18 protein-coding genes and 3 tRNA genes are annotated in these 13,105 nt (G+C 65.0%); 11 read left to right on the top strand and 10 right to left on the bottom strand.

The window, feature by feature from the left end:
* The first annotated feature begins 10 nt into the window (after positions 1 to 10).
* Both AC13GF_RS19570 and AC13GF_RS19565 read left to right on the top strand, forming a co-directional pair.
* Positions 11 to 478 (top strand): MarR family winged helix-turn-helix transcriptional regulator, encoded by a 468-nt coding sequence (locus AC13GF_RS19570; protein WP_483005720.1) that lies wholly within the window; start codon positions 11 to 13, stop codon positions 476 to 478.
* Positions 475 to 1,218, top strand: coding sequence for a class I SAM-dependent methyltransferase (locus tag AC13GF_RS19565; RefSeq protein WP_483005719.1), 744 nt, complete (start codon positions 475 to 477; stop codon positions 1,216 to 1,218). Before AC13GF_RS19570 ends, AC13GF_RS19565 begins: the two co-directional genes overlap by 4 nt.
* A 93-nt stretch (positions 1,219 to 1,311) precedes the next feature.
* Here the strand turns inward: AC13GF_RS19565 and AC13GF_RS19560 are convergent, their stop codons facing one another.
* Positions 1,312 to 2,025, bottom strand: coding sequence for an ArsR/SmtB family transcription factor (locus tag AC13GF_RS19560; protein WP_483005718.1), 714 nt, complete (start codon positions 2,023 to 2,025; stop codon positions 1,312 to 1,314).
* Positions 2,026 to 2,202: 177 nt separating this feature from the next.
* Here AC13GF_RS19560 and AC13GF_RS19555 point away from each other — a divergent pair, with 177 nt between their 5' ends.
* Positions 2,203 to 2,772 carry a flavin reductase family protein gene (locus tag AC13GF_RS19555; RefSeq protein WP_483005767.1) on the top strand — a complete coding sequence of 190 codons (570 nt, stop codon included), beginning with the start codon at positions 2,203 to 2,205 and terminating at the stop codon, positions 2,770 to 2,772.
* 4 nt (positions 2,773 to 2,776) lie between these two features.
* On the opposite strand, the gene AC13GF_RS19550 is transcribed toward AC13GF_RS19555, so the two are convergent.
* Together AC13GF_RS19550 and AC13GF_RS19545 are read right to left on the bottom strand one after the other, a co-directional pair.
* Positions 2,777 to 3,340, bottom strand: a complete 564-nt coding sequence (locus AC13GF_RS19550; protein WP_483005717.1) for a GNAT family N-acetyltransferase — start codon at positions 3,338 to 3,340, stop codon at positions 2,777 to 2,779.
* A gap of 27 nt (positions 3,341 to 3,367) precedes the next feature.
* The gene (locus AC13GF_RS19545) at positions 3,368 to 3,865 is read right to left on the bottom strand and encodes a GNAT family N-acetyltransferase (protein ID WP_483005716.1); all 498 of its coding nucleotides are present in this window, start codon (positions 3,863 to 3,865) and stop codon (positions 3,368 to 3,370) included.
* A gap of 107 nt (positions 3,866 to 3,972) precedes the next feature.
* On the opposite strand from AC13GF_RS19545, the gene AC13GF_RS19540 reads away from it, so the two are divergent.
* The 5 genes from AC13GF_RS19540 (at position 3,973) to AC13GF_RS19520 (ending at position 6,514) form a co-directional block, all read left to right on the top strand.
* A complete protein-coding gene (locus AC13GF_RS19540) occupies positions 3,973 to 4,377 on the top strand; it encodes an NUDIX hydrolase (RefSeq protein WP_126927784.1) in 405 nt (134 codons plus the stop codon).
* Positions 4,378 to 4,602: 225 nt separating this feature from the next.
* On the top strand, positions 4,603 to 4,929 hold the full coding sequence (locus AC13GF_RS19535) for an ArsR/SmtB family transcription factor (protein WP_126927783.1): 327 nt from the start codon (positions 4,603 to 4,605) through the stop codon (positions 4,927 to 4,929).
* Positions 4,926 to 5,366, top strand: coding sequence for an SRPBCC family protein (locus AC13GF_RS19530; protein WP_126927782.1), 441 nt, complete (start codon positions 4,926 to 4,928; stop codon positions 5,364 to 5,366). The genes AC13GF_RS19535 and AC13GF_RS19530 overlap by 4 nt, the downstream gene beginning before the upstream one ends.
* A gap of 105 nt (positions 5,367 to 5,471) precedes the next feature.
* Positions 5,472 to 6,077, top strand: a complete 606-nt coding sequence (locus tag AC13GF_RS19525) for a flavodoxin family protein (protein ID WP_126927781.1) — start codon at positions 5,472 to 5,474, stop codon at positions 6,075 to 6,077.
* 38 nt (positions 6,078 to 6,115) lie between these two features.
* Positions 6,116 to 6,514: a YybH family protein gene (locus AC13GF_RS19520; RefSeq protein WP_483005715.1), complete on the top strand. Its 399-nt coding sequence runs from the start codon at positions 6,116 to 6,118 to the stop codon at positions 6,512 to 6,514.
* Between the two features lie 262 nt (positions 6,515 to 6,776).
* Here the strand turns inward: AC13GF_RS19520 and AC13GF_RS19515 are convergent.
* The 3 genes from AC13GF_RS19515 to AC13GF_RS19505 form a co-directional block, all read right to left on the bottom strand.
* Positions 6,777 to 6,850 (bottom strand) — tRNA-Cys (locus AC13GF_RS19515).
* Between the two features lie 66 nt (positions 6,851 to 6,916).
* Positions 6,917 to 6,992: transfer RNA gene (locus AC13GF_RS19510), tRNA-Gly, on the bottom strand.
* Between the two features lie 142 nt (positions 6,993 to 7,134).
* Positions 7,135 to 7,210, bottom strand: a tRNA-Gly gene (locus AC13GF_RS19505).
* Between the two features lie 130 nt (positions 7,211 to 7,340).
* Between AC13GF_RS19505 and AC13GF_RS19500 the strand changes: the two genes are divergently transcribed.
* A complete protein-coding gene (locus tag AC13GF_RS19500; protein WP_483005714.1) occupies positions 7,341 to 7,742 on the top strand; it encodes a hypothetical protein in 402 nt (133 codons plus the stop codon).
* The gene (locus AC13GF_RS19495) at positions 7,735 to 8,184 is read left to right on the top strand and encodes a hypothetical protein (RefSeq protein WP_483005713.1); all 450 of its coding nucleotides are present in this window, start codon (positions 7,735 to 7,737) and stop codon (positions 8,182 to 8,184) included. The genes AC13GF_RS19500 and AC13GF_RS19495 overlap by 8 nt, the downstream gene beginning before the upstream one ends.
* 2 nt (positions 8,185 to 8,186) lie before the next feature.
* Here the strand turns inward: AC13GF_RS19495 and AC13GF_RS19490 are convergent, their stop codons facing one another.
* Genes AC13GF_RS19490 through AC13GF_RS19475 form a run of 4 tightly spaced genes read right to left on the bottom strand, consistent with a single transcriptional unit; the run spans position 8,187 to position 12,442 of the window.
* On the bottom strand, positions 8,187 to 9,107 hold the full coding sequence (locus tag AC13GF_RS19490) for an HlyD family secretion protein (protein ID WP_483005712.1): 921 nt from the start codon (positions 9,105 to 9,107) through the stop codon (positions 8,187 to 8,189).
* Positions 9,104 to 9,832, bottom strand: a complete 729-nt coding sequence (locus AC13GF_RS19485) for an ABC transporter ATP-binding protein (protein ID WP_483005711.1) — start codon at positions 9,830 to 9,832, stop codon at positions 9,104 to 9,106. Before AC13GF_RS19485 ends, AC13GF_RS19490 begins: the two co-directional genes overlap by 4 nt.
* A gap of 10 nt (positions 9,833 to 9,842) precedes the next feature.
* Positions 9,843 to 10,982, bottom strand: a complete 1,140-nt coding sequence (locus AC13GF_RS19480) for an ABC transporter permease (protein WP_483005710.1) — start codon at positions 10,980 to 10,982, stop codon at positions 9,843 to 9,845.
* Positions 10,979 to 12,442: an efflux transporter outer membrane subunit gene (locus AC13GF_RS19475; protein WP_483005709.1), complete on the bottom strand. Its 1,464-nt coding sequence runs from the start codon at positions 12,440 to 12,442 to the stop codon at positions 10,979 to 10,981. The genes AC13GF_RS19480 and AC13GF_RS19475 overlap by 4 nt, the downstream gene beginning before the upstream one ends.
* 247 nt (positions 12,443 to 12,689) lie before the next feature.
* Here AC13GF_RS19475 and AC13GF_RS19470 point away from each other — a divergent pair, with 247 nt between their 5' ends.
* Complete coding sequence (locus AC13GF_RS19470) at positions 12,690 to 12,980, top strand: hypothetical protein (protein ID WP_483005708.1); 291 nt, start codon at positions 12,690 to 12,692, stop codon at positions 12,978 to 12,980.
* The last annotated feature ends 125 nt before the right edge of the window (positions 12,981 to 13,105 follow it).

Genomic DNA, 13,105 nt, shown 5'->3' with positions numbered 1-13,105 from the left:
ATTGGCGGCCATGAGACACACTGCCGGACTGGGCGAACTGCTCCGCTACACCGCCGAACTCGTGGACCAGGGAGCCGAACAGGTCTACCGGGACATGGGCCTGAACTACCGCGCACGCTATACCCCGGTGATGCGCGCCCTCGCTGGCGGCGCGCGCACCGTGGGCGAAATCACCGACGCCAGCCGACTCACCCAGGGCGCGATCAGCCAGACCGTGGGCCTGATGATCGAGCAGGGCCTGCTACGGCGGCAGCCGATGGCCGAAGACGCGCGCAAGAGCGCATTGGTCCTCACTGCCGAGGGCGAGGATCTGCTGCGCCGCCTGGAACCGCACTGGTCACTGATCTTCGAAGCCATCGGCACGCTGGAAGCCGAGATCGGCCATCCGCTGCTCGATGCCCTCGAAGCTACCGCACGCGCGCTGGAACAGCGCGGCTTCGCACAACGCCTGACCGAAGTACGAGGACTACATCGATGAGCCCACAGAACTGGTTCGACCAGGGCGGCCGCAACTACGCCGCGCACCGCCCCGACTATCCCGCTGCATTGGCGGACTTCCTCGCGTCCTCGTGCAGCGCGCGCGCACTGGCGATCGATGTGGGGTGTGGCAACGGCCAGCTCACCCGCCTGCTCGCCCCGCACTTCGATGCCGTACTGGGCATGGACCCGAGCGCCGACCAGATTGCCAACGCTGCGCCCGCCGCAGGTGTCAGCTACCAGCAGGCCTCGGCCGAACAGCTGCCATTGGCCGATGCCAGTGCCGACCTGATTGCCGTCGCCCAGGCCGCGCATTGGTTCGATCTGCCCGCGTTCTACGCCGAAGTGCGCCGCGTTGCCGCGCCCGGTGCCGTGCTGGCGCTGGTCAGCTACGGCACACCGCAGCTGGAGGCCGACCTGCAACCGCGCTTTGCCCGCTTCTACGGTACCGACATGGGCCACTACTGGCCGGCTGAGCGTCAGCTGGTCGACAGCGGCTATGCCGACCTGGCGTTCCCGTTCGAGGAGTTCGCCTACCCCGCATTGGCGATCGAGCGCGACTGGAACCTGGCCGGGACGCTGGGCTACTTCAGCACCTGGTCGGCAGTGCGGCGTGCTCGCGAAGCCGGCCAACAGACACTGCTGCAGGACTACGCAGACGAACTGGCCGCGCACTGGGGCGATCCGCAACAGCCTCGTGCGATCCGCTGGCCGATCAACATGCGGATCGGGCGGGTATGAACGCGCCGGCCGCTCTGGAACTGAAGGTGGGCCTGCGCCACGAGGAATCGCAGATTGTCAGCGCGCGCCAGCTGGTACCGAATGTCGCGCCTGTCAGCCGCCGAAGCCGTGGATCGAAAACAGGCGCGCAAAAGCCGCCTGCCCTGCCGGCGTGATCCGCAGCTCTCGCCGGTTCTCCACCCTTCGCAGCCAATCGTTGTGCAGGAAGCTGTCCAGCATCGCTTCGCCGACCATACCGGCCAGGTGCGGTCGTCGCTCGGTACAGTCCAGGCAGCCCCGGCAGTGCCGCGCAGGCTTGGCCGCCCTCGGCTGCTGCAGCAGGTCGGCCAACGGTTGCCCGATCTGCCGCAGGAACACCGCACCGGCATCGGTCACCTCCCAATGTGCCGCCTGCATGCGCACATACTCCGCGTGCAACAGATGATCAGTGATCGCCACCGCGTGCACGCCGGCCAGATGCCGATAGCAGGAACGCGCCTGGCGCAACGCCGGCATGCTGCGCGATGCGGAAGCGGTGCAGGACGGCGTGCGGTCGGCAACGCGCAGGATGCCCTCCAGCATGTCGGCAACTTCGTGCGAGGCGAGCCGGTGGTAGCGGTGGCGCCCCTGCGCGACGGCGACCAGCAGATCGCCCTCGACCAGCCTGCGCAGATGCGTGCTCGCCGTCTGCGGTGTCACCCCGGCCACGCGGGCCAGCTCCATCGCGGTATAGGCACGCCCATCCATCAGCTGCAACAGCATGGCCGCGCGCGCCTGGTCACCGACCAGGGCACCGACACTGACAAGGGAACCAGGGGAGTGGACCATGCCCGCATTGTGGCACGCCGCTGCGGGCCGACAGTTCGATGCAGGCCGAAGCGTCGGCACCCGCTGCCCAGGCACAGTGGCCGCCCCGATAGCGCAAGGCCTGCCGTGAAAACCACCCCGCCCCTCCGCCGCCGCATCACCCCTTCGGTCCTGTACCCGGGCACACCGGTGCTGCTGATGACCACGCTGAACGACGATGGCAGCAGCAACATCAGTCCGCTGTCTTCGTTCTGGGCCTTGGGCAACCGGGTGGTGCTGGGCCTCGGCGTGCAGGGTCAGGGCTATCGCAACCTGCAGTTGCGCAACGAGTGCGTACTGAACTTCCCGTCCTGCGCGCAGGCCGCACAGGTCGAGGCGATCGCGCGGGTGACAGGCCGCGACCCGGTGCCCACTGCCAAACAGGCGATGGGCTACGAGCACGTCCGCGACAAGTTCACACTGGGAGGCTTCAGTGCGATCGACTCGACCCACGTCGCGCCGGTGGCGATTGCCGAGTGCCCGCTGCAGGTGGAAGTCAGCGTGATGGCGATGCACCCGCCCGGCGAGGATGACGGCCAGGGCTTCGTGATCGTCGAAGGACGGATCCGTTGCGTGCATGCGCACGAAGCGATCACCGTGGCTGGTACCCAGCACATCGATGTCGCCCGCTGGAAGCCGCTGATCTACCTGTTCCGCCACTACCTGGGCGTGAGCGAACCGGTCGGGCGCAACTTCCGCGCGGACACCCCTATGGGCGCTTCTGCCTAGCGATCTAGACCGTTTCGCCCTGCAGATCGAGCACGGCGGTGGTCCAGCGGCGCTCTCCCAGCGCGGCCACCATGCCGCCTCGATAGACGAAACGGCGCGCGTGACCGTCTTCGATGAAGCAGGTCTCGTTCTGCATCGGTGCATATCCGGCCGAGGCGTAGTGCCGATGATCCAGGGCGAACAACACCGCGAAATGGATCCCGCGCTGGCGCAGTTCAGCATGCGCAGCTTCGATCAAGCGTGACGCGACACCCTTCCTGCGAACGTCAGCACGTACCACCACGCCGCCGATCAAGCCTATGCGTTCCGGCTCGCCGTCCAGCAATACGCTGCGTTCGTACAGTGCAAGGTGAGCGACCACGTGATCGCCTTCCATCGCCAGAACCAGAGCGACCGGCGCCGGAATGGCGTAGCCGTCGCCCTGCATGTCCGGGAATGCCTGGCGGAGCAGATCCACCGCCTGCTGACGGTGATCCGACGTTACGCTTTGCCAGCGGTATACCTGAACGTGCATTGCCCAGTCTTCGTTGAATAGACATGTGTCCAGCCCATCGTGCCACGAAAACATGACCGCGCCCGCGGCAACGTTTCACTGTCAGTGCAGAGTGATCGAGTACGAGACGATATCCGTGTAGCTGCCCGCGCGTTTGACTGCCCGCGGCTCCGTGCCAAATATGCTGAAGCCCAGCGATTCATACAGCGCGCGTGCAGCAGTATTGTCCGCCAGCACAGTGAGGGTGAGCGATTCAATGCCTTCCGCGCGCGCAGCCGCGAACGCTGCAAGAAGAAGCTGACGGGCGATGCCCTGGCCACGATGGCCAGCACCCACGTGGACACTGTGCACTTCCGCCGTATGCCGTCGCGCCATCCGCACCGGGCGCACGTAACGCAGGAAACCCACCAGCATGCCGTCAACGAACGTGCCGAAGTAGCGCGTACCAGAATCAGCAAGCTGGGCGCGCATCACGTCCGCCGAGTCATTCTGCGCCTCGGCCAGAGTGGACAGGAACGCAGCGGGCGACTCGCGAAGCGCCTGCAACCGTGCTTGCCAGAGAATGTCAGCGTCGTCAGCGCTGAGTTGCCGGATAAGCATGCGATACACCCGTGAGGTTGCTGATGCACAGGTGCCCAGCCTAGCGCGGGTTCGCCTGATGCGGTGTGCATGCAAGAATGAAGACAACCCCTTCTTCATTCTCCGCCATGACTGAACTGCAGATTCCCCGCGTTGGATGCGGCGCCGTCGTCCGTGATGCCGACGGCCGCATCCTGCTGATCCAGCGCGGACGCGATCCGGAGCGCGGGCATTGGGGCCTGCCCGGCGGCAAAGTCGACTGGATGGAAACGGTGGAGGCTGCTGTGGTCCGCGAAGTCTGCGAGGAGACCGCCTTGGAAGTGCAGCTGCTGCGCCTGCTGTGCGTGGCCGATCATTTCGAGCCGGCGCTTGCGCAGCACTGGGTCGCGCCGATCTTCGAGGCACGGGCACCTGCGGGTGCCCAGGCTTCCATCCAGGAGCCGGGTGTGCAGACCGGGCTGGGCTGGTTCGCACTGGATGCCCTGCCCCAGCCGCTGACGCAAGCCACGGTGCAGGCGCTGGCCCGGCTGTAGCCATCGTTGGATGCCGGTCCAGGTCACGGAGAACCGGATTGAAGCGCCCTGAGCAATCTCAGCACCCTCCTTGAGCGGTGAACGCCAACCCTGTACGGCCGGGTTCAGGCTGAACGGTCGGACTTGTTTTACTCGGACGCTGCAACCGCCTATTGACGACTCATAACTCCATGGTTATAAATTAACGCATAACCAACCGGCTATGTATCGAGATGAGAGCGGGCGATGGAACATGACACAACCCATGCGCTGTTCAGCGCACTCGGGGAATCCACACGGCGCGGAATCTTCCAGCGCCTGGCCCGGGAGGGAGAACAGACGGTGGGCAACCTCACCGAGTTCGCGGGCATTTCCCAGCCCGCCGTCTCCAAGCATCTGGCCGTGCTCAAGCAGGCAGGGCTCGTCGAGGGCCGCAAAGACGGGCGCGAAACCTATTACCAGATTGCACCTGGCGGGCTTTCTCCTCTGGTGGACTGGCTCAAGGTGTACAGCGACTTCTGGAACGGACGTCTCGATGCCCTGTCCAGCCTGCTGGACAGGATGGACTCATGAACACGTCGCCGGATGTACATAGCCTGGTCTTCGAACGGACGCTACCCCATCCCCCGGAAAAGGTATGGCGCGCGTTGACTCAGTCCTGGCTTATCGAAGAGTGGCTGATGGCCAACGACTTCGTTCCCGAAGTCGGTCGCCGTTTCACGTTGCGCGCAACGCCCCTGCCAGGGTGGTCGGGAGTAACCCATTGCCAGGTCGTCGCGGTAGAGCCTCCCCGGCTGCTGGTGTATCACTGGGGAGATGGGTCGGAGTCCACAAGCGGCCTGAAGACCACGGTGACCTGGACACTCCTGCCTGAAGGCAACGGGACACGTCTGCTCATGGAGCAGTCCGGTTTCCCCTCCACGTCTGCGCTCAGTTACACACGTATGGGCGAGGCGTGGCGTCGCTTCCTCTATCGCCTTGAAATTGTCGCAGGCGCTTTCGCCAGCTGATTTCAAGCCGTTCTGAATCTTTCCTGCTGAGGCTTCCACTCGAAGCCTCATCGGTCCCGTGCGCCTTGCAGAAACGCAAGGGGTTCATTTTCCTTGGAGTTCAAGATGTCCAGCGTTCGAATAGCCGTTGTCTACCACAGCACCTATGGCCACACAGCACGGCAGGCCAAGGCCGTGCGAGAGGGAGTGGAGCAGGTGCCAGGCGCCGAAGCCGTTCTGTACACCGTCGAAGAAGCACAACGTCACTGGGATGATCTGGCCCTGGTGGACGGGATCATCTTCGGCACGCCCACCTATATGGGCAACGTCTCAGCTGCCTTCAAGGCATTTCAGGAAGTGACCTCACCCGAGGTGATGTCCAAAGGCGCCGCGTGGCAGAACAAGATCGCCGCGGGTTTCACCAACTCCGGCGCGCATGCGGGCGACAAACTCGGAACGTTGATCCAGCTGGCTGTTTTCGCTGCACAGCACGGCATGCACTGGGTCAACATGGCTTTGCCCGCCTCGAACAACTCAGCGAGTGGCTCTCCGAATGACCTCAATCGCCTCGGATTCTGGCTGGGCGCTGCGGCGCAGTCCAATGTCGATGAAACGGCGGAAACCGCGCCACCGGAATCTGATCTGGCTACGGCGCGCCATCTTGGCGAGCGCGTTGCTGTTCTGGCCCTGCATGTCAGCCACGGACGCAGCGCCTTCCGTTCCGCAGCGTAGCCGTCAGATTCCCAATGACAGCAACAGGAAGTCCACCAATGACAGCAGCAAGCTTTGCTTCATTCCTTTCCCGACGTGCCTGCGCAGCGTCCGCGTTCTGCAACGGCGATGCGGCCCCGTTGGACGCTCTTCTGAGCAAAGACGGGCAAGCCACATTTCACAGCCCCAGCGGAGACAGCATCTCCGGCGCCGAGGACGTTGCAGCACGATATGCGCGCGATTCGACGCTGTTCCAACCAGGGGGGACAAGCCGAATCGATGTCCTGCACCAGGCCGAGGGTGATCTCGCCTTCTGGACAGGACACCAGATTGCAGCCGTCAAACTGGCCGGCCGTGATGCCACAACCAAGATGACCATCAGAGTGACCGAGGTCTTCCGCAACGTCGACGACGAGTGGAAGTTGATCCACCGCCATGCCGACTTTCCAACGGGCTGACAGGTTCAGTCCGGCGACTGGCGCACGAACGTCCACATGCTCTCTCTCTCGTGGGGCCTGTGCAACACCTCACTTTCACGTATTTCAGGGCGGCAGGGACTGCTGCCCTGTCTTTTCGTACTGCCAGCCCTCGACTCTGCCCATGGCATTGCACCTCGGGACCTTTCGACCCGGGCTCCAGCTCCTGACCCGTCGCCCAAGCTGGCAGAGTCGGCATCCATCAAATACAAAAAAGCCCTGACCGGAGTCAGGGCTTTTCAATTGGAGGCCTCAAGCGGAATCGAACCGCTGTAAACGGATTTGCAATCCGGTGCATAGCCACTCTGCCATGAGGCCAACGTACTGCACGCCAGGAACGGAGCCCTGACAAGACAAAACCCCATGATGGGGCCTGTCGGAACATGGAGCGGGAAACGAGACTCGAACTCGCGACCTCAACCTTGGCAAGGTTGCGCTCTACCAACTGAGCTATTCCCGCATAAGCCGCCATGGTACCGGAAACCCGGAACACACACCAGCGATTTCACCTTTCTGACTGCGCGTAAAGCCTTGTGGCCCAACGTGCCCCGCCTTGCCGTGGCGGGAGACAAACAAGGCCCCTACCGGGGCCCTGTAGAATCTGGAGCGGGAAACGAGACTCGAACTCGCGACCTCAACCTTGGCAAGGTTGCGCTCTACCAACTGAGCTATTCCCGCAGATTCCGTTCGACCTGCGTCGAAGGAGCGCTATTGTGTCCAAATTCCTTCACGCCGTCAACAGTCTTCACATCATGCGGTCACGGGCGTCCGCACTGGGGTACGCTGCCCCGCCCAGCCCCGTGCGCCCATGCTCCTTCGCGGCAAGCCCCTGTTGATCGCCTTGGCGCTGCATCTGCTGGTAGCGCTGCTGTACTGGGCACTGATTCCGCTGGGGATGAACTGGTATCGCGACAACTTCGGCTTCGCGTCCCATCGCGACATCGGGCTGGGCATCGCCCAGTTCTATCTGTTCTGGATGTTCCTCTGCGCGCAGCCGCTGATCGCGGTGTTGCGGCCGCTGTTCGCCAAGCTGTTGGTGCTGGCGATCCCCTTGGCGTTCGCCAGCTGGACGCTGATGCACAACCACCCGCTGCGCCTGCTGTACTTCACCCTCGGGCCCGGCCTGCTGGCACTGGCCGCGATCGTCACATCCGCATGGTATGCATCACACAACCGCCTGCCTGCCACCACGGACACCGCCGATGCCTAGACGCTACGTCCGCCTGTTCTGGTTGCTGGTCGCGCTGACCTGGCTGGCGCTGATCGCCGCACTGGTCAATGCCGGCTTCACCCCGGACTACTGGTTGCTGCACCGCCTGGAAGGCGCCGAGCTGCCCTACCCGACCAGCACCGTCATCGTGTTCGCGTTGCTGGGCACGGTTGAACTGGTCGTGGCCGCCTTGATCGTGCGGCCGTGGAAACTGAAGCGGCTGTGGCTGCGCCTGCTGATTGCCTTCGCCCTGCTGCTGGCATGGTCGGTGCCGTGGATGCTGTCGGCCATGCACCAGCCGCCGGTGCACGGCATGCATCTGCTGTGGTTGCTGCTGCTGGACGTGGGACTGCTGCTGGCGCTGTGCGTGCTATCGGCGGTGAGCGCATGGCGGGCGCTCAGGCGCCGCGGGCGTGCGGAGGCGGCCCCGCTGCAACGCTAGGCCTACTTCCGAAACTCCACCCGCACATGCTGGCCGAAGCGCGCCTTGGCCTCGCCATCGAACTCCAGCACGCACTCCACCACCTTGGCCACGCCGCGCCCTGCGTCTTCAGGCAGGCGTGCCTGCGCGAACACCGGGCTGATGCGCACCACGCGCGCAGCAGGCAGCGTGCCGGTGTTTTCGGCGCCATCGCTATCCGGCACGACGGTAGCCTTCATGCCGACCTGCACGGCATCGGCATAGGCGGCGCTCAGTTCTGCACGCACCTGCAGCGGACGCGCCGGTAGCAGCGAGATCGCCGGCTTGCCGGCCTGCACGAATGCGCCAAGGCCCGGCACCTGGCCGACCACGGTGCCGGCTTCCGGTGCACTCAGCGACATCTGCTGCAGTTTCAGCCTGGCGTTTTCCAACTTGTGCTGGGCCATGTCGACCTGCGCACCGGCCACGTCGACATCGGCGCGTACACCGGCCAGCTGCTGCTTGGCTGCATCGGCCTGCTGGTTGGACGACACGCCCTCGCTGGCCCCCGTGGACAGGCGGGTGGCGTTGCGCTCCAGTTCGCGCAGCTGCGCCTGGCTGCCCTTCAGGCGATCATTGGCCAGGGCCAGATCGGCGGTGGCCATCGCCACCTCCTGCTGCAGCAGAGCGCCGTCCAGCGACAGCAGCAGCTGCCCCTTCTTCACCGTGGCGCCCTCCTTCACCGGCGCGGCAGTGATCGAGCCATCCACCGGCGGCGCCAACGCGATCAGCCCGCCCTCGACATCGATGATGCCGCGCGCGACCGCAACCTTGCCAGCGGCGGTTGCACCGGCCTTGCCCGAAGGCGGCTGTGCAGGCGCGGGTGCCTCCTTGGAACAGGCGCCGAGCAGCAGTGCCGCGGACAGGGCCAGGCTGAGGGGAAGCAGGTGCGACGTCTTGGTCATGGGGCGGACTCTACAGTTTCGTTCTGGCGGCGGTCATCACGGACCAGGCCGTCTTCCATGGCGATCACCCGATCGGCATGCCGGATCAGGCGCGGATCGTGGCTCACGCACAGCACGGTGGCGCCACGCGCGCGTGCGTAGCGATGCAGGATGTCGATCACGCGCTGGCCGTTCTCGGCGTCCAGCGCGCTGGTGGGTTCGTCGGCGAAGATCAGCGTCGGCGACTTGGCGAAGGCGCGGGCAACGGCTACACGCTGCTTCTCACCGCCGGACAGCTGCGCCGGTCGCATGTGGCTGCGATGGCTGAGGCCCACTTCTTCCAGCGCCTTGCGGGCCAGCGGCTCGCTTTCGCGATTGCTCATGCCGCGGTAGCCCAGCGGCAGCTGTACCTGCTCCAGCGCGGTCAGCGCCGGGAACAGGTTGAAGCCCTGGAACACGAAGCCGACATGGTGCAGGCGGAAGCGCTCCACCTCGCTGCGGGTCATGTGTCCCACGTCCTGGCCGAGTGCGTGCACGCGACCGCCATCGGGCGCGGACAGGCCGGACAGCAACGACAACAGCGTGCTCTTGCCACAGCCGGACGGGCCCGATACCAGAGTCAGTTCACCGGGATAGATGTCCAGCGACAGGCCGCGCAGCACCGGCACCTGCACATCGCCGGACATGAAACCTTTTTCCAGTGCGTCGGCCTGCAGGGTCGGGGCGACGGCGCGTGTAGAAGTCATCAGCCGGTCCTCAACGCAGCAGCAACGATGGATCGGAGCGGACGACACTGCGCACCGCCATGATGCTGGAGAGCATGGCCATCACCGCAACCAGCGCCACGCAGCCGAGGATCACCATCGGTGTCAGCTGCACCGGAACGCGCTGGGTCTGCGCGATCAACAGCACCACGGTACTGAACGCCGCCGCCAGCAACATGCCGACACCGCCGATCAGCAATGCCTGCTCGAACACCACCCGTGCCAGCGCATAGCGGCCTGCACCGAGTGCATTGAGCGTGGCGTACTCGCGCACTGAGCCGGCCACCACCGACGCGAACGACTGGTTAGTGATCACCGCGCCGACGAAGCAGACGATGACCGCCATGAACAACACCGCGATACCTGCGCCGGTATCGAACAGCCAATACTGCTGCGAGCGGCTGGCGAACTCCGGCGCGGTCCAGAACTCGACCGGCGTGGCCCGGCCCATCGACGCGGACAAACGGTCACGCACGCGATCGGCCAGGTCCGGCGAGCGCAGGCCCGCCACGAAATAGGTACTGCCCTCGTGTGGGTCGGTGCCGGCGATGGCACGCGCGGTATCCAGCGAAGCCAGTACGTTGACACCACCAAGGCCACGCAGGCCCGGTTGTGCAGCGACCACGCGCACCGCCTTGCCATTGATCCAGGCACGGTTGTTCTGCAGGTCCACACCCAGCGTATCCAGATCGGCGCTGTCGACGATCACCGCACCCGGCTCACGCAGTTGTGCGCGCAGGTCGACGGGCAGGATGCGCGCGAACATCATCGCGTCGTCGCGGGTGGAAATGCCGGACACGTACACCGACACGTTGCCAGTGCCCTGCGCGCTGGAACGCCATTCGCCATCGACCCATTCGTAGGGTTCGACGCGGGTGACATCCGGGTCCATGCGCAGATGGCTTTCGACATCCGCGCTGATAGCGTGTCCGTAGTTGACGCTCTGGGTGCCAGGGAAACCGGCCCAGATGTCGGCCGAAGATGCCTTCACGTAGATCGCGGCGGTACCGAAGATGCCCAGCACCAGCGCCGCCTGCACGATCAGCAGCACGCCGGCGAAGCACATCGCCAGCACCACCGGCAGGAACCGGCGCCACTCATAGGCCAGGGTCTTTCGGGCCAGCGCGATCATTGCTGTTCGCCCTCACCCTCAGCCGGCAGCGGTGCACCACCAAGTGCGCGGTACAGCGAAGCAAACGCGAGCACGCGTGCGCCCTGCGCACCAATCAGATCAGCCTGCGAGGCGAGCGCGGCGCGCTGCGTGTCCAGTCCATCGAACTCGCTGGACAGGCCCAGCTGCACCTGCCGCGCCTGGCGCTTGACCTGCTGGCCGGCGGCATCATTGGCCACACGCAGCGACTGGATGCTGCTGTCCTGGCGTGCCAGGCTGCCGAGCGCGCCTTCCACTTCGCTCACGCCTTCCAGCACGGCCTTGCGATACCCGAGCAATGCGGCGTCCAGTTGCTTCTCATCGGCATGGAAACGCGCACGGCGTTGGCCCCAATCCCACAGTGGAATATCGACGTACGGGCCGATCGATGGACTGGAGTCGGAATTGGAGCGGGCGTTCTGGGTAAGGTTGTAGGCATACAGGATGGAGCCGCCAAGGCTGACCCGCGGATACATCGCGGCGCGCGCGGAGCCCTTGCTGGCCGCAGCCTGCATCACCTCCGATTCGGCCAGCAGGATCTGCGGACGGTGGCGCAGCAGATCGGCGGGCACCTGCTGCAGCGAGAACGTGCCCAGCTTCGGCGGCGTGCGATAGGCGCGCCAGGCCGGATCCGGACCGTCACGACCAAGCAGCAATGCCAGCGCGCGGGCCGCGTTGTCGGCGTTTTCCCGCGCCTGTGCGATGGCGGCGCGGGTGGCGGCCTGGCGTGCACGCAGGCGATCCAGCTCACCCGGCTCATCCAGGCGCAGGCGCTGGCGGACCAGGGCCAACTGTTCGCCACGGTCATCCACGGTCTGCTGCCGGGCCAGCAGATCCTGCTGGGCCTGCGCCACGGTCAGGTCCAGATAGCTGCGCACCACGTCGGCAATCACCGCGACCTGCGCGGCATTGCGCAGCGCCTCGGCATTGCCGGCCGAGGCCTGCGCGCTCAGCTGCGCGCTCTCGGCGGCGCCGAACAGGCCCAGGTCCCAGATCGCTTCGATGCCGGCATGGAAGTAGGTATCGACGGCGGCGGCGTCCTGCACCTGCTTGGCGCTGGCCGAGATTTCCGGCAGGAAACGCGAATCTGAGGTGCCGGCGACGATCCGAACGGCCTGCAGGCGAAGAGTCGCCTGCTGCAGGTCGAAGTTGCCAGCGATGGCCTGATCGACCAACCCGTCCAGCGCCGGGTCGGACAGCACTTTCCACCACTGCCTGGCATCCACCGCTACGCCCTGCCCCTGCGGCACCTGGGTCCAGGTGCTGGGCGTGCGGTCAGGCAGGTCTGGCACCGGCACCGACATGCAACCGGCCAGGGCCAGGCTTGCCAACAACGCACCGGGGCGCAGCACTGCATGCAGGGAGAGTCCGCGCCCGGTCCTGGGCACTGCCACTGAAGTGATACGCCTGACCACCAGCCCGCCAACGTGTAGAAGGAGCATGAAGGCTACCGTGCGATTGTGGAGCGAACATGGAGAAATCGTCCGAAAAAGGTCACAGCACGCGTGCGGTTCAGGCAACGCTGACCCAGCCTTTCACTACGCTTTCAATGCGTTCCCGGCACGGAACACTGGACGACCTTTGCGGCGTATTGCACATTGCGGCATTGCCTTGCTTCGACGCTGCCCGACCGTGAAACGCCCCCGCCGCTGGCTCTTGATTGGCTCGATCACGACAGCGACTGTCGGTGTGATCGCGCTCGTCCTGACCACCCCACTGGTCTCGAACGCCCTGCAGTTACGGATGGAACGCAGCAACTTCATCCCCGGTGAATCCTCGATCCTCACCTTCGAGCCGTATGCCATCAACCAGGGCTCGTCGAACTACTGGTTGTACGGAAAGGATCGCACCTACTACTACCACTTCACCTACGAAGATGACGTTCCCTACGTCTACATTCCGCAGGACAACCGCTGCCCCGGTTTCGACCGGCAGGATGCCCGGACCTGGTGCAGCGCCCTGCCCGGCAAGCCACGCTAGCGCGGCAGTGGTGCAACCGGTGTGACAAACGAAAAACGCCCCCTTGCGGGAGCGTTTTTCTTGAATCTGGAGCGGGAAACGAGACTCGAACTCGCGACCTCAACCTTGGCAAGGTTGCGCTCTAC

This window comes from Stenotrophomonas sp. 22LJNL06-5-1 (assembly GCF_056861455.1).
Note: the sequence above shows the minus strand (reverse complement) of the source record. Positions and strands in the feature narration are given on the sequence as shown.